This is a genomic window from Xenophilus sp. Marseille-Q4582 (assembly GCF_916700565.1).
GTDB lineage: Bacteria > Pseudomonadota > Gammaproteobacteria > Burkholderiales > Burkholderiaceae_C > Xenophilus.
Map to the genome: position 1 here is coordinate 232,184 of NZ_CAKAKO010000004.1, position 21,310 is coordinate 253,493.

General features: G+C 69.0%; 20 protein-coding genes. 11 read left to right on the forward strand and 9 right to left on the reverse strand.

Going from position 1 to position 21,310, the window contains the following annotated elements:
* The first annotated feature begins 6 nt into the window (after positions 1 to 6).
* Together pgi and LG388_RS16430 are read left to right on the forward strand one after the other, a co-directional pair.
* Positions 7 to 1,566: a glucose-6-phosphate isomerase gene (gene pgi, locus LG388_RS16425; RefSeq protein ID WP_225783813.1), complete on the forward strand. Its 1,560-nt coding sequence runs from the start codon at positions 7 to 9 to the stop codon at positions 1,564 to 1,566.
* Positions 1,567 to 1,655: 89 nt separating this feature from the next.
* Positions 1,656 to 1,988, forward strand: a complete 333-nt coding sequence (locus tag LG388_RS16430) for a DUF805 domain-containing protein (protein ID WP_225783814.1) — start codon at positions 1,656 to 1,658, stop codon at positions 1,986 to 1,988.
* A gap of 103 nt (positions 1,989 to 2,091) precedes the next feature.
* Here LG388_RS16430 and LG388_RS16435 read toward each other — a convergent pair whose 3' ends face one another.
* Positions 2,092 to 3,015: a LysR family transcriptional regulator gene (locus LG388_RS16435; RefSeq protein WP_225783815.1), complete on the reverse strand. Its 924-nt coding sequence runs from the start codon at positions 3,013 to 3,015 to the stop codon at positions 2,092 to 2,094.
* A 98-nt stretch (positions 3,016 to 3,113) separates the two neighbouring features.
* Between LG388_RS16435 and LG388_RS16440 the strand changes: the two genes are divergently transcribed.
* The 4 genes from LG388_RS16440 to LG388_RS16455 all read left to right on the forward strand — a co-directional run bounded on the left by LG388_RS16440 (position 3,114) and on the right by LG388_RS16455 (position 7,816).
* Positions 3,114 to 4,097, forward strand: coding sequence for a tripartite tricarboxylate transporter substrate binding protein (locus LG388_RS16440; RefSeq protein WP_225783816.1), 984 nt, complete (start codon positions 3,114 to 3,116; stop codon positions 4,095 to 4,097).
* Positions 4,098 to 4,158: 61 nt separating this feature from the next.
* Positions 4,159 to 5,772: a gamma-glutamyltransferase family protein gene (locus LG388_RS16445; protein ID WP_225783817.1), complete on the forward strand. Its 1,614-nt coding sequence runs from the start codon at positions 4,159 to 4,161 to the stop codon at positions 5,770 to 5,772.
* A 261-nt stretch (positions 5,773 to 6,033) separates the two neighbouring features.
* On the forward strand, positions 6,034 to 6,987 hold the full coding sequence (locus LG388_RS16450; RefSeq protein WP_225783818.1) for a DMT family transporter: 954 nt from the start codon (positions 6,034 to 6,036) through the stop codon (positions 6,985 to 6,987).
* A 40-nt stretch (positions 6,988 to 7,027) separates the two neighbouring features.
* Entirely contained in the window at positions 7,028 to 7,816 is a 789-nt protein-coding gene (locus LG388_RS16455; RefSeq protein WP_225783819.1) for an SDR family oxidoreductase, read from the forward strand.
* Between the two features lie 23 nt (positions 7,817 to 7,839).
* On the opposite strand, the gene LG388_RS16460 is transcribed toward LG388_RS16455, so the two are convergent.
* The gene (locus LG388_RS16460) at positions 7,840 to 8,754 is read right to left on the reverse strand and encodes a DMT family transporter (protein ID WP_225783820.1); all 915 of its coding nucleotides are present in this window, start codon (positions 8,752 to 8,754) and stop codon (positions 7,840 to 7,842) included.
* A 90-nt stretch (positions 8,755 to 8,844) separates the two neighbouring features.
* Here LG388_RS16460 and LG388_RS16465 point away from each other — a divergent pair, with 90 nt between their 5' ends.
* Positions 8,845 to 9,837: a quinone oxidoreductase gene (locus tag LG388_RS16465; protein WP_225783821.1), complete on the forward strand. Its 993-nt coding sequence runs from the start codon at positions 8,845 to 8,847 to the stop codon at positions 9,835 to 9,837.
* 115 nt (positions 9,838 to 9,952) lie between these two features.
* On the opposite strand, the gene LG388_RS16470 is transcribed toward LG388_RS16465, so the two are convergent.
* Positions 9,953 to 10,264, reverse strand: coding sequence for a DciA family protein (locus LG388_RS16470; protein WP_225783822.1), 312 nt, complete (start codon positions 10,262 to 10,264; stop codon positions 9,953 to 9,955).
* Between the two features lie 201 nt (positions 10,265 to 10,465).
* On the opposite strand from LG388_RS16470, the gene secA reads away from it, so the two are divergent.
* The 4 genes from secA to LG388_RS16490 all read left to right on the forward strand — a co-directional run bounded on the left by secA (position 10,466) and on the right by LG388_RS16490 (position 15,983).
* The gene (secA, locus tag LG388_RS16475; protein ID WP_225783823.1) at positions 10,466 to 13,231 is read left to right on the forward strand and encodes a preprotein translocase subunit SecA; all 2,766 of its coding nucleotides are present in this window, start codon (positions 10,466 to 10,468) and stop codon (positions 13,229 to 13,231) included.
* Between the two features lie 69 nt (positions 13,232 to 13,300).
* Complete coding sequence (gene argJ, locus LG388_RS16480) at positions 13,301 to 14,530, forward strand: bifunctional glutamate N-acetyltransferase/amino-acid acetyltransferase ArgJ (protein WP_225783824.1); 1,230 nt, start codon at positions 13,301 to 13,303, stop codon at positions 14,528 to 14,530.
* An 86-nt stretch (positions 14,531 to 14,616) separates the two neighbouring features.
* A complete protein-coding gene (locus LG388_RS16485; RefSeq protein WP_225783825.1) occupies positions 14,617 to 15,495 on the forward strand; it encodes an ATP-binding protein in 879 nt (292 codons plus the stop codon).
* Positions 15,492 to 15,983, forward strand: a complete 492-nt coding sequence (locus LG388_RS16490) for a (deoxy)nucleoside triphosphate pyrophosphohydrolase (RefSeq protein WP_225783826.1) — start codon at positions 15,492 to 15,494, stop codon at positions 15,981 to 15,983. Before LG388_RS16485 ends, LG388_RS16490 begins: the two co-directional genes overlap by 4 nt.
* Positions 15,984 to 16,035: 52 nt before the next feature.
* Here LG388_RS16490 and LG388_RS16495 read toward each other — a convergent pair whose 3' ends face one another.
* The 6 genes from LG388_RS16495 to coaE all read right to left on the reverse strand — a co-directional run bounded on the left by LG388_RS16495 (position 16,036) and on the right by coaE (position 21,310).
* Positions 16,036 to 16,263: a DNA gyrase inhibitor YacG gene (locus LG388_RS16495; protein ID WP_225783827.1), complete on the reverse strand. Its 228-nt coding sequence runs from the start codon at positions 16,261 to 16,263 to the stop codon at positions 16,036 to 16,038.
* On the reverse strand, positions 16,260 to 17,015 hold the full coding sequence (zapD, locus tag LG388_RS16500; RefSeq protein ID WP_225783828.1) for a cell division protein ZapD: 756 nt from the start codon (positions 17,013 to 17,015) through the stop codon (positions 16,260 to 16,262). The genes LG388_RS16495 and zapD overlap by 4 nt, the downstream gene beginning before the upstream one ends.
* A 53-nt stretch (positions 17,016 to 17,068) precedes the next feature.
* Positions 17,069 to 18,091 carry a hypothetical protein gene (locus tag LG388_RS16505; RefSeq protein WP_225783829.1) on the reverse strand — a complete coding sequence of 341 codons (1,023 nt, stop codon included), beginning with the start codon at positions 18,089 to 18,091 and terminating at the stop codon, positions 17,069 to 17,071.
* An 11-nt stretch (positions 18,092 to 18,102) separates the two neighbouring features.
* A complete protein-coding gene (locus LG388_RS16510) occupies positions 18,103 to 19,125 on the reverse strand; it encodes a hypothetical protein (RefSeq protein WP_225783830.1) in 1,023 nt (340 codons plus the stop codon).
* A 1-nt stretch (position 19,126) separates the two neighbouring features.
* Entirely contained in the window at positions 19,127 to 20,617 is a 1,491-nt protein-coding gene (locus LG388_RS16515; RefSeq protein WP_225783831.1) for an MBOAT family protein, read from the reverse strand.
* Positions 20,618 to 20,707: 90 nt separating this feature from the next.
* A complete protein-coding gene (gene coaE / locus LG388_RS16520) occupies positions 20,708 to 21,310 on the reverse strand; it encodes a dephospho-CoA kinase (protein WP_225783832.1) in 603 nt (200 codons plus the stop codon).

The following is a 21,310-nucleotide window of genomic DNA, read 5'->3' on the forward strand; positions in this document are numbered from 1 at the left end:
GCTGCCATGACGGACCCCCTGATCCGATGCGACGAAACGGCGGCCTGGGCTGCCCTTCGTGACCACCAGCAGACGGCCGGCGCGGCCTTCGACCTGCGCCAGGCCTTCGCCGCGGATGCGGGCCGCGCGCAGGCGCTGAGCCTGCAGGCGCCCCATGTGTTCGCCGACCTGTCGAAGAACCTCTGGGACGCGCGCACGCAGGCGCTGCTGCTGCAGCTGGCCGCCGAGTGCGGGCTGCAGGCGCACCGCGACGCCCTGTTCGCGGGCGAGCCCGTCAACGCGACGGAAGGCCGTGCGGCCATGCACTGGCTGCTGCGCGCGCCGGCCGCGGGCCCCGGCGCCTCGGCCCGGCCCGAGGCCGCCGAGGTGCAGGCCACGCTGCAGGCCATGCTGGCCTATGCCGAGCAGGTGCGCGCCGACCACACCATCACCGACGTGGTGAACATCGGCATCGGGGGCTCCGACCTGGGGCCGCAGATGGCGGTGAAGGCGCTGGCCGAGCATGTGGCGCCGGGCAAGCACTTCCATTTCGTCTCCAACGTCGACGGGCATGAACTGGACGCCGTGCTCAAGGCCCTGGCGCCCGAGCACACGCTCTTTCTCATCGCCTCCAAGACCTTCACCACCGCCGAGACCATGGCCAACGCGCAGTCGGCCAAGCGCTGGTACCAGCAGTCGGGCGGCAACGACATCGCGGGGCATTTCGCGGCGCTGACCACCAACGTGGCGGCGGCGCGCAGCTTCGGCATCGAAACGACCTTCGGCTTCTGGGACTGGGTGGGCGGACGCTACTCCATGTGGTCGGCCATCGGCCTGCCCATCGCGCTGGCCATCGGCGCCGAGAACTTCCGCGCCTTCCTGGCCGGGGCGCATGCGATGGACGAGCATTTCCGCACCGAGCCGCTGGCGCGCAACCTGCCGGTGCAGCTCGGCCTGCTCGACGTCTGGTACCGCAACTTCAAGGGCTTCGGCAGCCGCAGCATCGCGCCCTACCATGCCGCGCTGAACCGGCTGCCGGCCTACCTGCAGCAACTGGAGATGGAAAGCAACGGCAAGCGCGTGGACCGTGCGGGCCGGCCGCTGGCCGTGGCCAGCTCCCCGGTGCTGTGGGGCGAGCCCGGCACCAACGGGCAGCATGCCTATTTCCAGATGCTGCACCAGGGCACGGAGGGGGTGCCGCTCGAGTTCATCGCCGTGCGCGAGGCGGCCCACGGCCTGCCGGGCCACCAGCCCAAGCTGCTGGCCAATGCCATCGCGCAGGCCCAGGCGCTGATGGTGGGGCAGCCGGATCCGGGGGGGCACAAGGACTTCCCGGGCAATCGGCCGAGCAGCTTCTTCGTGCTGGAGCGGCTGACGCCCGAGACGCTGGGCGCCTTCATCGCCATGTACGAGCATCGCGTGTTCACCAGCGGCGCGATCTGTGGCATCAACAGCTTCGACCAGTGGGGCGTGGAACTGGGCAAGGTGCTGGCCCGGGACATCGAGCCGCGCCTCGCAACGGGCGACGTGGCGGGCCTCGACGCCTCCACCGCGGCGCTGGTGCAGCGGCTCGGCCACAAGGCCTAGTCCTTCCGCCGTCATGAAGGGGCCGCATGCTGCCCCTATGATCCACCCGGGATTTCCCCGGGGACCGATCCAACAAGAGGAGTTGTCACATGGATTTCATGACGGCCGTCAAGACCTGCTTCGCCAAGTTCGCCGATTTCTCGGGCCGCGCCACGCGCTCGGAATACTGGTGGTTCGTGCTGGCCTATTTCATCCTGGCGCTCGTGACGGGCTTCATCCACGAGTACCTCTACTTCCTGGTGGTGCTGGTGTTCCTGGTGCCCATGATCTCGGCGGGCGTGCGCCGCCTGCACGACATTGGCAAGACCGGCTGGCTGCTGCTCATCGGCCTGATTCCGATCGTCGGCCTGGTGCTGATCTATTTCATGGTGCAGCCCACGCAGCCTGAGTCGAATCAGTACGGCGCGCCGCCGGTGGCCTGAGTCGGCCGCCCTCCGCTTGGCAGGGCCGCCTTCGGGCGGCCTTTTTCGCGGGTGGCTCGGGAGCGGCTGGCGGGCCTGGGCGGCGGCCCGGCCGGGCCGTGCTTCAGCGCGGTGCCGTGCGCGGCTTCAGCTGCTGCCGCGCCAGGTCGAGGAAGGCCAGGGCCGCCGGGCTCAGCGGGTGCTTGGCCAGCCGCACCGCCATCACGGGGTATTCGAGCACCGGCCGCGTGACGGCGAGCGCCCGCAGGTCGGGCGGCATCAGCACCTCAACGTAGCGCGGCAGCAGCGCCACGCCGGCGCCGGCCTGGATCAGCCCGAAGGCGGTGGACAGCATCGACACATGGTGCGCCACCTGCGGATACACGTTGGCCCCGCTCGCGAGCTGACGGCTCACCGCGCGCCAGACGTTGGCGTCGGGGTTCACGTGGATGAAGGGCAGGGCGTCCAGCTGCCGCGCCTCGAGGCTGCTGCGGGCGGCCAGCGGATGGTCGGCGCGCACGAACAGCGCCATGCGCTCGGTGAACAGGGGCTCGGTCGCCAGTTCCGAGTGGGTCTGGCCGATGTCGGAGCCGAAGCCCAGGTCGGCCTCCTGCGAGAGGATGCGCGAGATCATCTGCTCGGCCGTGCTGTCCAGCAGCGTGGTGGCGAGCGTGGGATGCTGGCGCGCGAAGCGGCCGAGCAGCGGCGGCATCAGCGCACCGGCCGTCAGGTGGCCCACGGCCAGCACCACGCGGCCTTCGCGCAACTGCGCCTGCGAGCGGCAGGCGCTCACCGATTCGTCGATCAGCCGCAGCGCGCGCACCGCGGTGTCGACCATCATCTGGCCTGCGGCGGTCATGCGGATGCGGCGCCCGCGCACCACCAGCGGCTGGCCCAGGTCTTCCTCCATGCGCCGGATCAGGTGGCTGATGGCCGGCTGCGTGAGCTGCAGGCTCTCGGCCGCCAGCGTGAAGCTGCCGGTGCCGGCGACCGCCGCGAGGGCGCGCAACTGCTGCAGCGACAGGGTCTCGGCGGTGGTCCGTGCCATGAGTTCACGTCATAGTGGAATAAGCCGGATTATCTGGTTTGATGCTCCCGGGCTGCTTAGCATTGCCGGCTCGCCATCCGCGCCAGGGAATTCGCACCATGCAACGCCACCGCTTCCTCCAGGGCCTCGCCGCCGCCTTCGCTGCCTCGTGTCTGGCAGTGCCAGGCCTCGCGTGGGCGCAGGGCTACCCGAACAAGCCGATCCGGCTGGTCGTGCCCTTCCCGGCGGCCGGCGCCACCGACCTGTTCGCGCGCACCCTGGGCCAGAAGATGGGCGAGCGGCTGGGCACCACGCTGGTGATCGACAACAAGCCCGGCGCCGGCGGCGCCATCGGTTCCGACATTGCGGCCAAGGCCGCGCCCGACGGCTACACGCTGCTGCTGGCCACCACCAGCACCCACTCCATCGGCCCAGCCATCACGCCCCGGCTGCCCTACGACACGGTGCGCGACTTCACGCCCATCGCCCATGTGGGCGACGCACCCAGCATCATGCTGGTGCCGAACGATTCGCCCGCCAAGACGGTGGCCGAGTGGATCGCGCATGCGAAGAAGAACCCGGGCCGGCTGAACTACGCGTCCAGCGGCAACGGCACCATCGTGCAGCTCACGGCCGAGCTGTTCAAGGCGCAGGCCGGCGTGTTCGTCACGCACATCCCGTACAAGGGCACGGCGCTGGCCATCCCGGATCTGATCACCGGCAAGGTGGACGTGCTCTTCGACTCGCTGCCCACCGGCATGCCGCATGTGCGCGATGGCCGGCTGCGCGCCCTGGGCGTGACCAGCCTCACGCGCAGCCCGCTGGCGCCCGAGCTGCCGCCCATCGCCGACACGCTGCCGGGTTATGAATCGAACACCTGGTTCGGCTTCTACGGTCCCAAGGGCCTGCCGCCCGAGCTGGTGGCGCGCCTGAACAAGGCCGCCAATGAAGCGCTGGCCGACCCCGAGGTCAAGGACAAGCTCGCGCGCCTGGGCATCGCGCCGGCCGCAGCCGGCACGCCCGAGCAGTTCGCGAAGATGGTGGCGGTCGATGCCGCCAAGTGGAAGAAGATCGTGGTCGAGCGCAAGATCACGAACGAATGAGCCGGGCCTGCGTCCGTTCCCTGTCATCCAAGCCCCCACGCCATTGACCGCCATGTCCGCCATGAACTTCGATTTCAGCAATCCCTATCCCTCCACCCGCATTCCGGTGTTCGCGCGCAACGTGGTGGCGACCTCGCACCCCCTGGCCGCGCAGGCCGGGCTGCGCATCCTGCAACAGGGCGGCAACGCGGTCGATGCGGCGGTGGCCACGGCCGCCGTGATGACGCTGGTCGAACCGGTGAGCAACGGCCTGGGCAGCGATGCCTTCTGCATCCTGTGGGACGGCCAGCAACTGCACGGCCTCAACGCCTCGGGCCCCGCGCCTCAGGCCTGGACGCCCGAGTACTTCCAGGCCAGGTACGGCGCCGACGCCGCCACGCCGCCGATGCGCGGCATCGATTCGGTCACCGTGCCTGGCGCGGTGCGCGGCTGGGTGGCGCTGAGCGATCGCTTCGGCAAACTGCCCTTCGCCGACCTGATGGCGCCGGCCATCGCCATCGCCGAGCGCGGCTACCTGGTGCCGCCCGTGGTGCAGGGCAAGTGGCTCGCGGCCACGCCGCTGCTGCAGTCGCAGCCGGGCTTTGCGCAGGCCTTCCTGCCCTGGGGCCGCGCGCCCGAGGTGGGCGAGCTGTTCCGCTTCGCCGCCGCCGCGCGTGCGCTCAAGGCCATCGCCCGCACCAAAGGCGAGGCCTGCTACACGGGCGAGATCGCCGAGGCCATCGCCAGGTTCTCGAAGGAACACGGCGGTGCGCTCACGGTGGCCGACATGGCGGCCTACCAGCCCGAGTGGGTCACACCCATCTCGCGCGACTACCGCGGCCACACGCTGCACGAGATCCCGCCCAACGGCCAGGGCATCGCGGCGCTGATCGCGCTGGGCATCCTGGAGAAGTTCGACATCGCGGCGCTGCCCGCCGATTCTGTCCTGTCGCAGCACCTGCAGATCGAAGCCATGAAGCTGGCCTTCGCCGACGTCTACCGCTACGTGTCGGAGCGCCGCACCATGGAGGTGACGACCGAACAGATGCTTGACGACGCGTACCTGGCTTCGCGCGCGCGCCTGATCGACCCCAGCAAGGCCCAGGACTTCCAGGCCGGCAATCCGGTCAAGGGCGGCACCATCTACCTCACGGCCGCCGACGAGAGCGGCATGATGGTGAGCTTCATCCAGAGCAACTTCATGGGCTTCGGCTCGGGCTGCGTGGAGCCCGACTACGGCATCAGCCTGCAGAACCGCGGCCACGGCTTCAGCCTGAAGGCGGGCAGCCCCAACGTGGTGGCGCCGGGCAAGCGGCCCTTCCACACCATCATTCCGGCCTTTCTGACGAAGGATGGCCAGCCGGTGATGAGCTTCGGCGTGATGGGCGGCAACATGCAGCCGCAGGGCCACATGCAGACCCTGGTGCGCATGCTGGACTACGGCCAGAACCCGCAGGCCGCCTGCGATGCGCCGCGCTGGCGCTTCAATGCGGGCCTGGCGCTGAACGTGGAGGCCACGATGGACCCCGCCACGGTGCAGGGCCTGCGCGAGCGGGGCCACCAGCTGGAGGTGATCAACGACTCGTACCAGGACTTCGGCGCCGGCCAGTTCATCTGGCGCGCGGGTGACCCGGCGGTCGAGGGCTACGTGGCCGCCAGCGACCCGCGCCGTGACGGCCTGGCTGCAGGGTATTGAACCTGGAACGGCAGTTGGGTGCGTGCGCCAGTGCCGTGATCGGCGTGCCAGGCAAGGCGAGACGACGCCGCGGGCTCGTGCCCGCAAGGAGGAACAACGCCGCATGGTGCGTCGAGCGCGGTGCGGGCGCATGCACAGCAGGGTTCATCTCGAAGCGGAGCCACAGCGAAGCCAACGCACTACTATCATGACAAGCTGTTTCTCAAGGGCGCGAGCGGCCAATTGCCGTTTCCAGGTTCAAGTTCACGCGATGATCGGGGGATGACCCAGACGGCCGACGCCCCCGGCACCTCCCACTCCCCCGTCGTCCCCGTTCCCGGCGCGCCGCGCTCCATGGCCGTCGGCCTGGCCTTCGCCTTCGTCGGCGCCATTGCCTTCAGCGGCAAGGCCATCATCATCAAGCTCGCGTACCGGCATCCGGTCGATGCCGTGACGCTGATCATGCTGCGCATGCTGTTCGCGCTGCCGCTCTTCCTGCTCATGGCCTGGTGGGCCGGGCGCGGCAAGCCGGCGCTCACGCGCCGGGACTGGCTGGGCGTGCTGGGCCTGGGCTTCACGGGCTACTACCTCGCGAGCTTCCTGGACTTCGCCGGCCTGGCCTACATCACGGCCAGCCTGGAGCGGCTGATCCTGTACCTCAACCCCACGCTGGTGATGCTCTTCGGCTGGCTGGCGTACCGCAAGCGCATCACGTGGCGGCAGATGGCGGGCATGGCCGTGAGCTATGCCGGCGTGCTGCTGGTCTTCGGCCATGAAGTGCAGATAGGCGCAGGCGGTGCCACCGCCTGGGGCGCGCTGCTGGTCTTCCTGAGCGCCGTGAGCTATGCCGTCTACCTGGTGTGGAGCGGCGAGTTCGTGCGCCGGCTGGGTTCGCTGCGCCTGGTCGGGTTGGCGACCAGCGTGGCCTGTTTTCTGTGCATCGCGCAGTTCCTGCTGCTCAAGCCGCTGGACAGCGCCTTCGCCGTCGCGCCCGAGGTGATCTGGCTGTCGGTGCTCAACGCCACGCTGTGCACGGCGGTGCCGGTGCTCTTGGTGATGATGGCCGTCGAGCGCATCGGCGCCGCGGCCACCGCGCAGACCGGCATGATCGGTCCGTTGTCCACCATTCTCATGGGCGTGGTGCTGCTGGGCGAGCCCTTCACGCTGTGGACGGCCGCCGGCACGGCGCTGGTGCTGACGGGCATCTATGTGTTCACGCGCGGCGGCCGTCGCTGACCCGCGTGTTCTCTTCACTTTTCCAACAAGGAGCAAATCAATGGATCTGGGGATCGCAGGCAAGACCGCGCTGGTGTGCGGCGCAAGCAAGGGCTTGGGTTACGGCAGCGCGCTGGCGCTGGCGCAGGAAGGCGTGAACGTGGTCATCGTCGCGCGCGGTGCCGAGGCGCTGCAGGAAGCGGCCGCGAGGCTGGAAGCTGCGCGCAGCGGCAACGCCTTCGTGAAGGCCGTGGCGGCCGACATCACCACCGAGGAAGGCCGCGCGGCCGTCTTCGCCGTGCACAAGGACTACGACATCGTCGTCACCAACGCCGGCGGCCCGCCACCCGGCGACTTCCGCGACTGGGACCGCGAAGCCTGGATCCGGGCCGTGGACGCCAACATGCTCACGCCCATCGCGCTCATCCAGGCCACGGTGGACGGCATGGCGGCGCGCGGCTTCGGTCGCATCGTCAACATCACCAGCAGCGCGGTGAAGGCCCCGATCGACATCCTGGGCCTGTCCAACGGCGCGCGCAGCGGCCTGACCGGCTTCGTGGCCGGCGTGGCCCGCAGCGGCCTCGCGGCGCAGGGCGTGACCATCAACAACCTGCTGCCCGGCGCCTTCGACACCGACCGCCTGCGCAACACCGCCCTGGGCACCGCCAAGAAGACCGGCCAGAGCGTCGAAGCCATCCAGGAAGCGCGCAAGAAGAACATCCCCGCGCGCCGCTTCGGCACCGCCGAGGAGTTCGGCGCCATCTGCGCCTTCCTGTGCAGCGTGCACGCGGGCTACATGACGGGCCAGAACGTGCTGGCGGACGGCGGCGCCTACCCGGGCACCTACTGAGTGCGGGCCGCGGCGCGGCCGGGTCAGCGCCGCGACGACACCACGATGCCGCCCACGATCAGCGCGAAGGCCACCGCGTGGTAGGGCTGCGGTGATTCGCCGAGGAAGAGCGCCGACAGCAGCGCCGCGAACAGCGGCGTGAGGTTGACGAAGAAGGCGGCGGTATTCGGTCCTGCGCGCTGCACGCCTTCGCCCCAGCAGCGGAAGGCCAGCAGGGCCGGGCCGAGCACGATGAAGACCATGGCTGCGGCCAGCGGCCAGCTCCAGACGAAGCGCGCAGGGGTCAGCAGCCATTCGCCGGCCGAAAAGAGCGCCGACCAGGCCGTGCCGAACACCAGCTGTGCCATCAGGAAGGCGGCCCAGTCGCGGCGTACCGAGGCGGGCTCGTGCGTGCGCGTGAGCAGCCAGCTGTAGAAGGCCCAGGCGATGGTGGCCAGCATCATGTAGAGGTCGCCGGGCAGCAGGTGCAGCTCGGCCAGCACCTGCCACCGGCCGCGGCTCAGCACCACGGCCACGCCCGCCATCGACAGCAGGGCGCCCGCGAGCGCCCGGCGCGTGATGCGCTGGCCGAAGAACAGCGCGCCCGTGGCCATCATCCACAGCGGCATGCTGGCGCCGACCAGCGTCACGTTCATGGGCGTGGAGGTCTGCAGCGCCAGGTATTGCAGCGCGTTGTAGCAGCCGATGCCCAGCAGGCCCAGCCAGGCATAGCGGCGCCAGTGCGGCCACAGCGGGCTGCCCTTGCGCAGCACGGCAAAAGCCAGCGGCGCCAGCAGCAGCAGCGCGAACAGCCAGCGCACGAAGTTCAGCGTCATCGGCGAGGCCACGTCGCGCAGCAGGCGCCCGACCACCGCATTGCCGGCCCAGAGGGCGGGGGGAACGGTGAGCAGGAGGGCGGTGCGCAAATCGAGGCCGGCGGGCCGCACGAGGGCTGTCATGGCGGGCACTGTAGTGGCAAGCCCCCGCGGCTGCGCGCGCGGGGGCATTCATGGCAGGATGGCGCCCTTCCAACCGAGGACGCATTCGCCATGAGCCACACCAGCCGCGCCATCCGCATCGACCGCCCCGGCGGCCCCGAGGAACTGAAGATCGTCGACATCGAGGTGGGTGAGCCGGGGCCGGGGCAGATCCGCATCCGCCACCATGCGGTGGGCCTGAACTTCATCGACACCTACCAGCGCAGCGGCCTTTACTCGCTGCCCATGCCGCTGCAGCTGGGCATGGAAGCGGCGGGCGTGGTCGAGGCCGTGGGCGAGGGCGTCACGCACCTGAAGGTGGGCGACCGCGCGGCCTACGCCAGCCAGCCGCCCGGTGCGTACTGCGAGTTGCGCGTGATGCCGGCCACCTGTGTGTGCAAGCTGCCCGACGCCATTTCCTTCGAGACCGGCGCGGCCATGATGCTCAAGGGCCTGACCACGCAGTACCTCCTGAAGAAGACGCTGCCGGCCGAGGGCCTGCAGCCGGGCGATTTCGTGCTCTTCCATGCGGCCGCGGGCGGCGTGGGCCTGATCGCTTGCCAGTGGGCCAAGGCGCTGGGGCTGCGGCTGATCGGCACGGCCGGCTCCGACGCCAAGTGCCAGCTGGCCCTGGAGCACGGTGCCGCGCATGCCATCAACTACAGCACGGAAGACTTCGCCGCGCGCGTGAAGGAGATCACCGGTGGTGCGGGCGTGAAGGTGGTGTACGACTCGGTGGGCAAGGACACCTTCGAAGGCTCGCTCGCCTGCCTGCGCCCCTTCGGCCTGCTCGCCAGCTTCGGCAACGGCTCGGGGCCGGTGCCGCCGTTCAGCACGGCGGTGCTGGCCAAGGGCTCGTTCTACCTCACGCGCCCCACGCTGTTCACGCACATCGCCACGCGCGAAAGCACGCAGGCCATGGCCGACGACCTGTTCGCGGTGGTGAGCAGCGGCGCGGTGCGCATTCCGGTCGCGCAGCGCTACCCACTGGCCGACGTGCAGCAGGCGCACCGCGACCTGGAAGCGCGCAAGACCACCGGCTGCACGGTGCTGACGCTGGATTGAAGAGGCCCGCTGCCCCGCCGGTGCGCGCAGGAGGCTCTGGGCGCCCGTCGAGAACCGGCCCGGCTGGTTGCGTCGCGTGGCGAAAGAGAGCGCCGCGACGGGCCCAGGGCGCGCCTCAGCCTCCAGTCCTCGTGCGCACCTTGATGCGGATGCTCTGCGCGTCCCAGCCCTGCACGCGCAGCCGCGCCAGCAGCATGGGCACCATCTGGCGCAGCTTGGCGGCCACGGCGTTGCCCTCCACCAGCAGGCACCATTCGCCGTCCTCCGTGGGGCCGGCCGCCACGGCGGCGCGCAGGGCGGGCGGCAGCAGCGGCGTGATCGCCTGCAGGCGCGCCTGGCTGTCGCGGGCACGCGCCATCAGCCCGGCCAGCGTGGGAGATTCCTCGCTGGCCTGCAGCAGGGTGAAGGCCTGGGATCGGCGGCTCATGGGGCGTCTGTGCGTGAAACTCTTGGTGACTAAAATGGCCCGTTTGCCGGCTTCGGCTGGCGGGCTGGCGCCCGAAAAGGACCGATGCTCTTGCATTCGGCGCCCGCAAGGCCCATCTCATCCACTTTATCTTAGGCTTTTGGACCGGCCGGCCGGCCGTCCCCGCGGGGACGCATGGCGGGTCCGTGTCGAACCCCATTCATGGCCACCAATTTCCTGACGCGCCTGTTCGGCAGCCGCAACGACCGACTTCTCAAGCAGTACCGCAAGACCGTCGAGCGCATCAACGCGCTGGAGCCGCAGCTGGAGAAGCTCAGCGACGAGGCCCTGCAGGCGAAGACGCAGGAGTTCCGCGACCGGCTGGCCCGGGGCGAGACGCTGGACCAGCTGCTGCCCGAAGCCTTCGCCGTGGTGCGCGAGGCGTCCAAGCGCGTCATGAAAATGCGCCACTTCGACGTGCAGCTGCTGGGCGGCATGGCCCTGCACCAGGGCAAGATCGCCGAGATGCGCACCGGCGAAGGCAAGACGCTCACGGGCACGCTGCCGGTGTACCTGAACGCGCTGACCGGCAAGGGCGTTCACGTGGTGACGGTGAACGACTACCTGGCCAGCCGCGATGCGACCTGGATGGGGCGCCTGTACAACTTCCTGGGCCTGTCGGTGGGCATCAACCTGCCCAACATGCCGCGTGAGGAGAAGCAGCAGGCCTACGGCTGCGACATCACCTACGGCACCAACAACGAATACGGCTTCGACTACCTGCGCGACAACATGGTCTACGAGACCGCGGACCGCGTGCAGCGCGGCCTGAACTTCGCGATCGTGGACGAGGTGGACTCGATCCTGATCGACGAGGCGCGCACGCCGCTGATCATCAGCGGCCAGGCCGAGGACCACACCGACCTGTACCTGGCCATCAACAAGGTGGTGCCGCTGCTCACCCGCCAGGAAGGCGAGGCCGATCCGCGCACCGGCGAGGGCGTGACCAAGCCCGGCGACTTCACGGTGGACGAGAAGACGCACCAGGTCTTCCTGACCGAGGACGGCCACGAGAAGGCCGAGCAGCTGCTGTCCGAGTTCAAGCTGCTGCCCGAAGGCGCGTCGCTGTACGACCCGGCCAATATCACGCTGATGCACCACCTCAACGCCGGCCTGCGCGCGCGGCACCTGTACCACCGCGACCAGCATTACGTGGTGCAGAACGGCGAAGTGGTGATCGTGGACGAGTTCACGGGCCGCCTGATGAGCGGGCGCCGCTGGAGCGACGGCCTGCACCAGGCCGTGGAAGCCAAGGAAGGCGTGCAGATCCAGGCGGAGAACCAGACCCTGGCGTCGATCACCTTCCAGAACTACTTCCGCCTGTACAGCAAGCTGGCGGGCATGACCGGCACGGCCGACACCGAAGCCTTCGAGTTCCAGTCCATCTACGGCCTGGAAACCGTGCTGATCCCGCCGAACCGCCCGAACCGCCGCGAGGACCAGCTGGACCGCGTCTACAAGACCACCCAGGAAAAGTACAACGCGGCCATCGAGGACATCCGCGAATGCCACGAGCGCGGCCAGCCCGTGCTGGTGGGCACGTCCTCGATCGAGAACTCCGAGATCATCGACGGCCTGCTGACCCAGGCCGGGCTGCCGCACCAGGTGCTCAATGCCAAGCAGCATGCGCGCGAAGCCGAGATCGTGGCCCAGGCCGGCCGGCCCAAGATGATCACCATCGCCACCAACATGGCGGGCCGCGGCACCGACATCGTGCTGGGCGGCAACTTCGAGAAGATGGTCGAGGCCGCGCAGGCGCAGGGCGAGGTGTCCGAGGAACAGATCGCGCAGCTGCGTGCGCAGTGGGAGAAGGACCATGAGCTGGTCACCTCGCTGGGCGGCCTGCGCATCATCGCCACCGAACGGCACGAGTCGCGGCGCATCGACAACCAGCTGCGCGGCCGCTCGGGCCGCCAGGGCGACCCGGGCTCCTCGCGTTTCTACCTGAGCCTGGACGATCCGCTGATGCGCATCTTCGCGGGCGACCGCGTGCGCGCCATCATGGACCGCCTGAAGATGCCCGAGGGCGAGGCCATCGAGGCCGGCATCGTCACGCGCAGCATCGAGAGCGCGCAGCGCAAGGTGGAGGCGCGCAACTTTGACATCCGCAAGCAGTTGCTGGAATACGACGACGTCGCCAACGACCAGCGCAAGGTCATCTACCAGCAGCGCAACGAGATCCTGGACGCGCCCGAGTTGCAGGCGCAGATCGCGGGCCTGCGCGAGGGCTGCTTCACCGAACTGGTGCGCCAGTACGTGCCCGCCGAATCGGTGGAGGAGCAGTGGGACCTGCCGGGCCTGGAGAAGGTGCTGGCCACCGACTGGGGCATCGAGCTGCCGCTGGTCCAGGACGTGGAAGCGGCCTCGGCGGTGTCCGACGAGGACATCGTGGAGAAGGTGGTGGCCGCCGCGAACGAGGCGTACGCCGCCAAGGTGGCGCTGGTGGGTGCCGAGCACTTCACGCAGTTCGAGCGCATGGTGCTGCTGCAGAGCCTGGATTCGCATTGGCGCGAGCACCTGGCCGCGCTCGACTACCTGCGCCAGGGCATCCACCTGCGCGGCTATGCGCAGAAGCAGCCCAAGCAGGAATACAAGCGCGAGGCTTTCGAACTCTTCGGCCAGTTGCTCGATTCGGTGAAGAACGAGGTGACACGCCAGCTCATGAACGTGCGCGTGCAGTCCAGCGAGCAGCTGGAGCAGGCCGCGGGCGACATGGAAAGCCGTGGCGAGAACATCGCCAACATCACCTACACGGCACCCACCGAGACCGGTGAGCCGGAAGTGCGTGCCGACGAGGACAGCACGCGCCGCGCGCCCGCCTCCGGCCTGTCGGCCGGCGCCGCGGCCTTCGCCCACGTGAGCCGCAACGATCCCTGCCCCTGCGGCAGCGGCAAGAAGTACAAGCACTGCCACGGCAAGCTGACCTGACCGGCTGCCGCCCCGGTCGAGCGCTTGCGGCGCGAACCCTTCTTCTCATTTTTTTCCTGCAGCTTCGCCATGCCCGTCAACTTCACCGCCTCTGATCCCTCCAGCCTGTGGCCCGTGGCCGGCCTGCGCATCGGCGTGGCCGAAGCCGGCGTGCGCAAGGCTCACCGCAAGGACCTGACCGTGGTGCTGCTGGACGAAGGGGCCGCCGTGGCCGGTGTGTTCACGCAGAACCGCTTCTGCGCGGCGCCGGTGCAGATCTGCCGCCGGCATCTCGCGGCCGGCCATGGCATCCGTGCGATCGTCGTGAACACCGGCAATGCCAACGCGGGCACCGGCGACGATGGCCTCGCGCGCGCCCAGGCCACCTGCGTGGCGCTGGCGCAGCACCTGAACGTCGCGCCCGAACAGATCCTGCCCTTCTCCACCGGCGTCATCATGGAGCCGCTGCCCAGCGATCGCATCATCGCGGGCCTGCCGGCGGCACTGGCCGACGCCAGGCCCGACAACTGGGCGCGCGCGGCCGAAGGCATCATGACCACGGACACCGTGCCCAAGGCCTTCAGCACGCAGGTGACCCTGTCGGGCGTGAAGGTGGCGATCACCGGCATCAGCAAGGGGGCCGGCATGATCCGCCCGAACATGGCGACCATGCTGGGCTACCTGGCGACCGACGCGAAGATCGCGCCGGCCCTCATGCAGCAGCTGGCCAAGGACCTGGCCGACGCGTCCTTCAACCGCGTGACCATCGACGGCGACACCTCGACCAACGACTCCTTCGTCGTGATCGCGACCCAGAAGGCCGCGCACCCGGTCGTCGAATCCTGGGACACGCCCGACGGCCGCGCGCTGAAGGCCGGCCTGCTCGAGGTGGCGCAGAAGCTGGCCCAGGCCATCGTGCGCGACGGCGAGGGCGCGACCAAGTTCATCACCATCCGCGTCGAAGGCGGCCAGACGGCCGAGGAATGCCGGCTCGCGGCCTATGCGATCGCCCATTCGCCGCTGGTCAAGACGGCCTTCTTCGCCAGCGACCCGAACCTGGGCCGCATCCTGGCGGCGGTGGGCTACGCCGGCATCACCGACCTGGACCAGACGAAGATCGAACTGCACCTGGACGACGTGCATGTGGTCACGCGCGGCGGCCGCCGGCCCGAGTACCGCGAGGAGGACGGCCAGCGCGTCATGAAGCAGAGCGAGATCACCATCCGCGTGGGCCTGGGCCGCGGCGAGGCCGCGGACACGGTCTGGACCTGCGACCTCTCGCACGACTACGTGAGCATCAACGCCGACTACCGGTCCTGATTTCCCCCGGACCGCGCGGCGCGGGGCCGGCGCGGCAGTCGGGACGCCGGCAGTCCGGCCGGCACGTGCAGCAAAGAAGCATTGCCATGAACGACAAGTTCGAACGACTCATCGAGCGCGCCGAAGCGCTGATCCAACGCATCGAATCCGTGCTGCCGCAGCCGCTCACGGCGCCGGCCGACTGGAATGCCTCCATCGCCTGGCGCTACCGCCGGCGCAGTTCGGGCCACGGCACGCTGGAGCCGGTGCGCCACGTGGCGCAGATGTCGCTGGACGCGCTCAAGGAAATCGAGGTCCAGAAGGAGAAGATCGAACGCAACACGCGCCAGTTCGTGGAAGGCAAGCCGGCCAACAACGTGCTGCTCACGGGCGCGCGCGGCACGGGCAAGTCCTCGCTGGTGCGCGCCTGCCTGCACGCCTTCGCCGACCAGGGCCTGCGCCTGATCGAGGTCGACAAGGCCGACCTCACGGACTTGCCGGACATCGTGGAAGTGGTGTCGGGCCGGCCCGAGAAGTTCATCGTCTTCAGCGACGACCTGAGCTTCGATGAAGGCGAGCCAGGCTACAAGGCGCTCAAGTCCATCCTCGACGGTTCGGTGGCCGCGTCCACGCCCAACGTGCTGATCTACGCGACCAGCAACCGGCGCCACCTGCTGCCCGAGTACATGAAGGAAAACCTCACGTACACGCACACCGAGGATGGCGAAGTGCACCCCGGCGAGGTGATCGAGGAGAAGATCTCGCTGTCCGAGCGCTTCGGCCTGTGGGTGAGCTTCTACCCCTTCAGCCAGGCCGAGTACCTGACCATCGTGGGCCAGTGGCTGTCGTCCTTCGGCCTGGATGCGAAGGCCATCGAGGCGGCGCGGCCCGAGGCGCTGGTGTGGGCCCTGGAGCGCGGCTCGCGCAGCGGCCGGGTGGCCTACCAGTTCGCGCGCGACTACGCGGGCCGGGGCCAGGCGGCATGAGCGCCGCGCGGCCGGCCGAAGGCAGTGCTGCAGGCACGCCCGCGCAGCCTGCAGCGGCCCGCAAGCACACGGAGGTGGCCGTCGGCATCCTGATCGATGCGCAGGGCCGGCTGCTGCTGAGCACGCGGCCCGAAGGCAAGCCCTATGCGGGGTTCTGGGAGTTCCCCGGCGGCAAGATCGAGGCCGGTGAATCGGTCGAGGAGGCCTTGCGCCGCGAACTGCAGGAAGAGCTGGGCATCACCATCGACGCTGCGCAGGTCTGGCGCGTGACCGAGCACGACTACCCGCATGCGCTGGTGCGCCTGCACTGGTGCAAGGTCTTCGCCTGGCAGGGCGACTTCGAGATGCGCGAGGGCCAGGCCATGCGCTGGCAGCAATTGCCGCTGGACGTGGCGCCGGTGCTGCCGGGCGCGCTGCCGGTGCTCGAATGGATGGCCGAAGAGCGAGGCCTGGGCGCCGAGGCGGCGGCTGCGCGCACGAGTTTCTGAGCATCGTGGTGCGTCGGCCGCGGCGGCACGACGCCGAGGCGTGGACGAAGCGCTACTGCAGCGGGCGCTGCAGCTTGGGGTCGCCGAACAGTTCGTCCTCGGGCGGCGCTTCGGCCGGCACGCGGAACTCCTCGCTGGCCCAGGCGCCCAGGTCCATGCCCTTGCAGCGCGCGCTGCAGAAGGGGCGGTAGGGATTGCGCGGCGCGTAGAGGCTGGGCTGGCCGCAGTTCGGGCAGGGCACGGTGCGCTCGGCCTGCGACGAAGATGGCGTCTTCTTCATGCGCACAAGGTGAGTTCGAAGGCCGCGTCTTCAAGGCTGGGCTGCAGGCGGCCCTCGGCGTCTTCGCGCATGAGGCGCACCGACACCATCAATCGGTTGCCGCTGATCTCGGGCACCAGGCCGCTGTTCGGGTCGATGCGCAGGCGCAGCAGCTGGAAGCTGCGGCCTTGGGGCAGCGTCTGCTGGAACTGGCCGTTGGGCGCCACCACGCGGTAGGGCACGTCCGTGTCGCGCAGCAGCTGCAACAGCAGCAGCACCCCCTCGGCCAGCGGCGCGAGCGTGCCCACCCAGCGTTCGAGGTCCTGCCGGCGGCGCTTCACGGGGTGGTGCTGCCAAGCATAGTAGGCCGGCAGATCGAAGCCGCAGGTGCCGGCCGGGATGCCCGCCCGGCTGCGGATCGCCATGAGCCATTCGTTGTCGGTCAGCGACTGACCGGCCTTGCCGGGCATGGCGTTGAGGGCGGCGAAGTTGCTGTCGAGCCGCGCGATGATGCGCTCCAGCGCGGCTTCCTGGATGGCCGGGTTGCCGCGGTAGCCCGCCAGCGTGGCCTTGTGCTTGTCGAGGTCGCGCAGCACGTCGGACTTCAGGTCCGCCCGGGCGGCCACGTCCATCACTTCGAAGAGCGTCACCAGCGCGTAGTGGTGCGACAGCGGCGATTCGCCGGTCATCAGTTCGCCGAGGCGCTGGAACAGGTGCTCCAGCCGCAGGTAGGTGCGGATGCGCTCGTTGAAGGGATATTCGTAGAGGATCACGTCACGCGAAGGCAGGGGGGCGGGCAGGACAAAGGCTGCGTTTCATCATAGCGTCAAGTGCCGGAGGCCGATGTAGTCGGCAGCCGCTTGCGAACCTCTTGCAACATCACGGCGCCCATCGCCAGCTGGCCGTGCATGGACATGTGCGTGTCGTTGGGGAAGTAGAAGTCCCTCACCTCGCGCCGCGCCCGTTGCGCGAAGTCGAACAGGTTCGGGCCCAGCTCCGGATGGGCGCGCAGGCCCTGCACGAAGCCTTCCGAATGCTGCGGGTCCAGGTAGACGGTGGTCTTGTTGGGGATGACCATCCAGAGCAGTTGCAGATCGGGCTGTCCCTGCGTGAGCCGCTGCATGCGTTCGAAGGTCTGCACCGTGAGCGGGCCCTTGTCGATGTCTTCCTTGAAGAAGGGGACCTTGTTGCAGAAGGCGTGCGAGAACTGCTGGCAGCCGTCGGGCACCACGCGCACGAGCGTCTCGTCGCCGTGCTGCGTGTCGCCCGGCTCGCGCAGCGTGCGCCGCGTGTTGGACCAGGTGATGGGGCCGGTGGTGAGCTTGGCGCTCCAGTTGAGCGTGCCCGCGGGCTTTTGCGTGAGCGGGCCCAGGAACGGGTCGGGCTTGATGGTGAGCTTGCGGCCCTGCGCGATGGCGGGGCAGGCTTCGCTGCGCTGCAGGCGCTCGTCGAAGGCGCGTTCGATGCTTTCGACGATGACCAGCTTGCCCTTGTAGCCCTGGCTGCGCAGCCAGCTGCCGAAGTCGCCGCACAGGTAGCCGATCTCGCCCCAATAGGTGGTCGCGACCTTGTAGCCTGCGCGCACCAGGTCGGCCTGCCAGTACAGCGTCATCGAGAAACTGTCGCCCACCACGAGCACGTCGGCCTGGTCCAGCGGTGCGGAATGCAGCAGCTTCTCGTCCATGGCCGGCGCGGGCTGCGTCCAGCCGAACTGCGTTTCCGACAGCCGGCCGATGCGTGTGAGATCGCCGTAGGGCGCGGGCGTGAACAGCGTCCAGACCAGCAGGGCCGAGATGAACGCGAAGCCCACGGCGAAGGTCTTGAGCCAGAGGGAGGCGGGTGTCTTCATGTCTTGGCGGGTCAGCGCGGCGCGGGTGCCCCGAGGATGCTGCGCACGTAGTCCAGCATGTGGCGGCCGAAGTAGAGCTGGCCCTTCATGGACCAGTGGTTGTCGTTGGGCCAGTAGAGGTCGCGCATCTCGTGCCGGCCTTTCTGGGCCAGCGCGAAGAGGTCGGGACCGATGGCCAGTTCGCGCGCGCGCTGCGCGAAGCCCTGTGCGCGCTGCGTGTCCAGATAGACCGTGGTCTTGTTGGGGATCATCATCCATCCCACCTGGATCGGCGCGGAGCGCTCGGCGAAGCGGTACATGAACTCCGCGTCGGCCGGCTGCAGTTCGGGGCTGGTGCGGTCCATGACGAGGAAGAGGTTCTTCTCGCACAGCCGATGGCTGAACTGCTCGCAGCCCTTGTCGAGCGGGCTCATGAACACCGAGGCGCCGAGGCGGCCCGCGTCGAAGACGAGCACGTCGTGTGCGGCCTCGATGCGGCGCGTGTGGCGCCAGGTCGTTACGCCATTCATCAGGCGCGCCTGGGTGTTGAGCGCGGGCACGGGCGGCGGGGGCGAGGGGCTCACGTGCGGCGGCGGCGAAAGCTTGAGCGGGCGCGTACCCATCGAGGTGCAGCCGCGCATGGCGTCCAGCCGCTCGGGCATGAGGTATTCGATGCTTTCGAGGATCACCAGCCGGCCGCGAAAGCCCTGGGCCTGCAGCCAGGGCGCGAAGTCTTCGCAGACCGGGCCGACCCAGTCCCAGTGCGTGGTGGCCACGCGGTAGCCCGCGGCCACGAGTTCGGTCTGCCACGCGAAATAGTTGCTGAAGCTGTCGCCCACGACCAGGATGTCGGCCTCTTCGATGGGCGATTGCCGGATCAGCGACAGCGCAATGTCCGGCTCGGGCGCGCGGCCCTGGAACTGGTGCTCGGAAATCTGCGCGATGCGCGTGAGTGCGCCCGTGGGCACGGGCGTGAACAGCGTGACGATGAGCAGCGCCGTGATGACCACGGCGCCGGCGCAGAAGATGCTGAGCCAGAGCTTGGCAGGACGCATCTCAGAACTGGAAATAGAGGAAGGGGCTGTAGGTGCCCAGCTTCGAGATCGACAGGCCCATCAGCACGACGGTGAAGACCGCCATGCCGATGGTCGCGGCCGCGCTCAGATGCGGACGGGCGGCCAGGCGCGGGATGGCGGGCACCCAGCGCTGCAGCGAGATGGTGGGCGGCAGGGCCAGCACGATCACCATCGCCAGCAGCGCGGTCTGGAAGAACTCGGGCTTGCGGTAGGGGATGGCGAATTCGGAGAAGGCCGACAGCGAGACGCCGTTCAGGCCCAGCATGCCCTTGTAGATGTGCAGCGCTGTGGCCATGCTGTCGGCGCGGAAGACCACCCAGGCGATCATCACGCACAGGAAGGTGAGCGCCCAGCGCAGCGGCACCGTCCAGCGGCTGGGCTTCCTGCCCTTGCGCACGAACTGGTTCCAGAGGTGGTTGATGGTCAGGTAGAAGCCGTGCAATGCGCCCCAGACCACGAAGGTCCAGGCGGCGCCGTGCCAGAGGCCACCGAGCAGCATGGTCAGGAACAGGTTGATGTAGCGCCGCGCTTCGCCCTTGCGGTTGCCGCCCAGCGGGATGTAGAGGTAGTCGCGCAGGAAGGTCGACAGCGAGATGTGCCAGCGGCGCCAGAAGTCGATGATGCTGGTGGACTTGTAGGGCGAATTGAAGTTCAACGGCAACCAGATGCCGAAGCACAGCGACAGGCCCACGGCCATGTCGGAATAGCCCGAGAAGTCGAAATAGATCTGCAGCGTGTAGGCCAGCACGCCCAGCCACGAACTGATGACGGTGGGGAGGGTGCCGCCGGCCACGCCGTTGAAGAACATGTCGGCGTACTCGCCCATCTTGTCGGCGATGAGCAGCTTCTTGGCCAGGCCGAAGCTGAAGATCGCCAGACCCAGCGCCACCTTGTCGGGGTTGATGCGGTAGGTGGCCGGATTGGCGAACTGGGGCATCATCTGCGCGTGGTGCAGCACGGGGCCCGCGATCAGGTGCGGGAAGTAGGTGACGAAGAGCACGTAGTGCACGAAGCTGCGCTCGCGCACCTTGCCCTGCCAGCAGTCCACCAGGAAGGCGATCTGCGTGAAGGTGTAGAAGGAGATGCCGATCGGCAGGATCAGGTGCAGCAGCGGCAGCGGCTCGATGCGCGCCGCGGTGAGCCCGGCATTGACGCTGCTGATGAAGAAGTCGGCGTACTTGAAGATGCCCAGCACGCTCAGGTTCAGCACGAGCGCGGCGATCAGCAGGCGCTTGCGGCCCTTGTCGGTGCGTCCTTCCTGCGGCGTCAGCCGCAGGCCGAACCAGTAGTTCCAGCAGATCGAGGCCAGCAGCAGCGGCAGGGCTTCGAGGCTCCAGTAACCGTAGAAGAAGAGGGAGGCCAGGCCCAGGAATCCAGCGGCTGCCCGCGTGTTGCGCCATCCGATCAGGAAGAAACCGAACAGGACGATCGGAAAGAAGGCGAAGATGAACGCGTAGGAATTGAACAGCATCGTGGATGAGACGAGGCGCGTGGCAGGCACGCGGTGGGAACGAGTCTCTGAGCCGCCAGAGCAGGCGGCACGCGCGGGGGCAGCGGCGGATTATCGCGCGCCCACCCAGCGCGCCCACAACAGCGCCACTTCCCCGTCAAGGGTTGCCAGCGACTTGCCCTCGTTGTGGATGATGCCGTCGGCGGCGCCGCGGCGCGCGGCACGCGTGGCCTGTTGGGCCACGACCTGCTCCACCGTCTCGCGCGGCCAGCCGGAGCGTGCCATCACGCGCTGGATCTGCGTCTGCGCCTCGGCTTCGACCACCAGGATCCGGTGCAGCCGCGGCCGCCAGCGGCCGGACTCCACCAGCAGCGGAATGTCGAACAGCACCGGGCCGGTGGCCTGGCGCGCCTGCGCTTCGCACGCTTCGCCGATCAAGGGGTGCAGGATGCTTTCGAGCTGGCGCTTGGCCTCGGGGTCGCGGAAAACCTTCTCGCGCATGGCCTGGCGGTCCATGGCGCCGGTGGCATCGACGACGGCCGGGCCGAAGGCCCGGGTCAGCGGGGCGATGGCGGCGCCGCCAGGCAGGGTGATGCGGCGTGCGATGGCGTCGGTGTCGACCAGGGTCGCTCCGCGCTGCACCCACAGCGCGGCCACGGTGCTCTTGCCGCTGCCGATGCCGCCGGTGAGCCCGATGCGTGGCGCCGCCGGCAT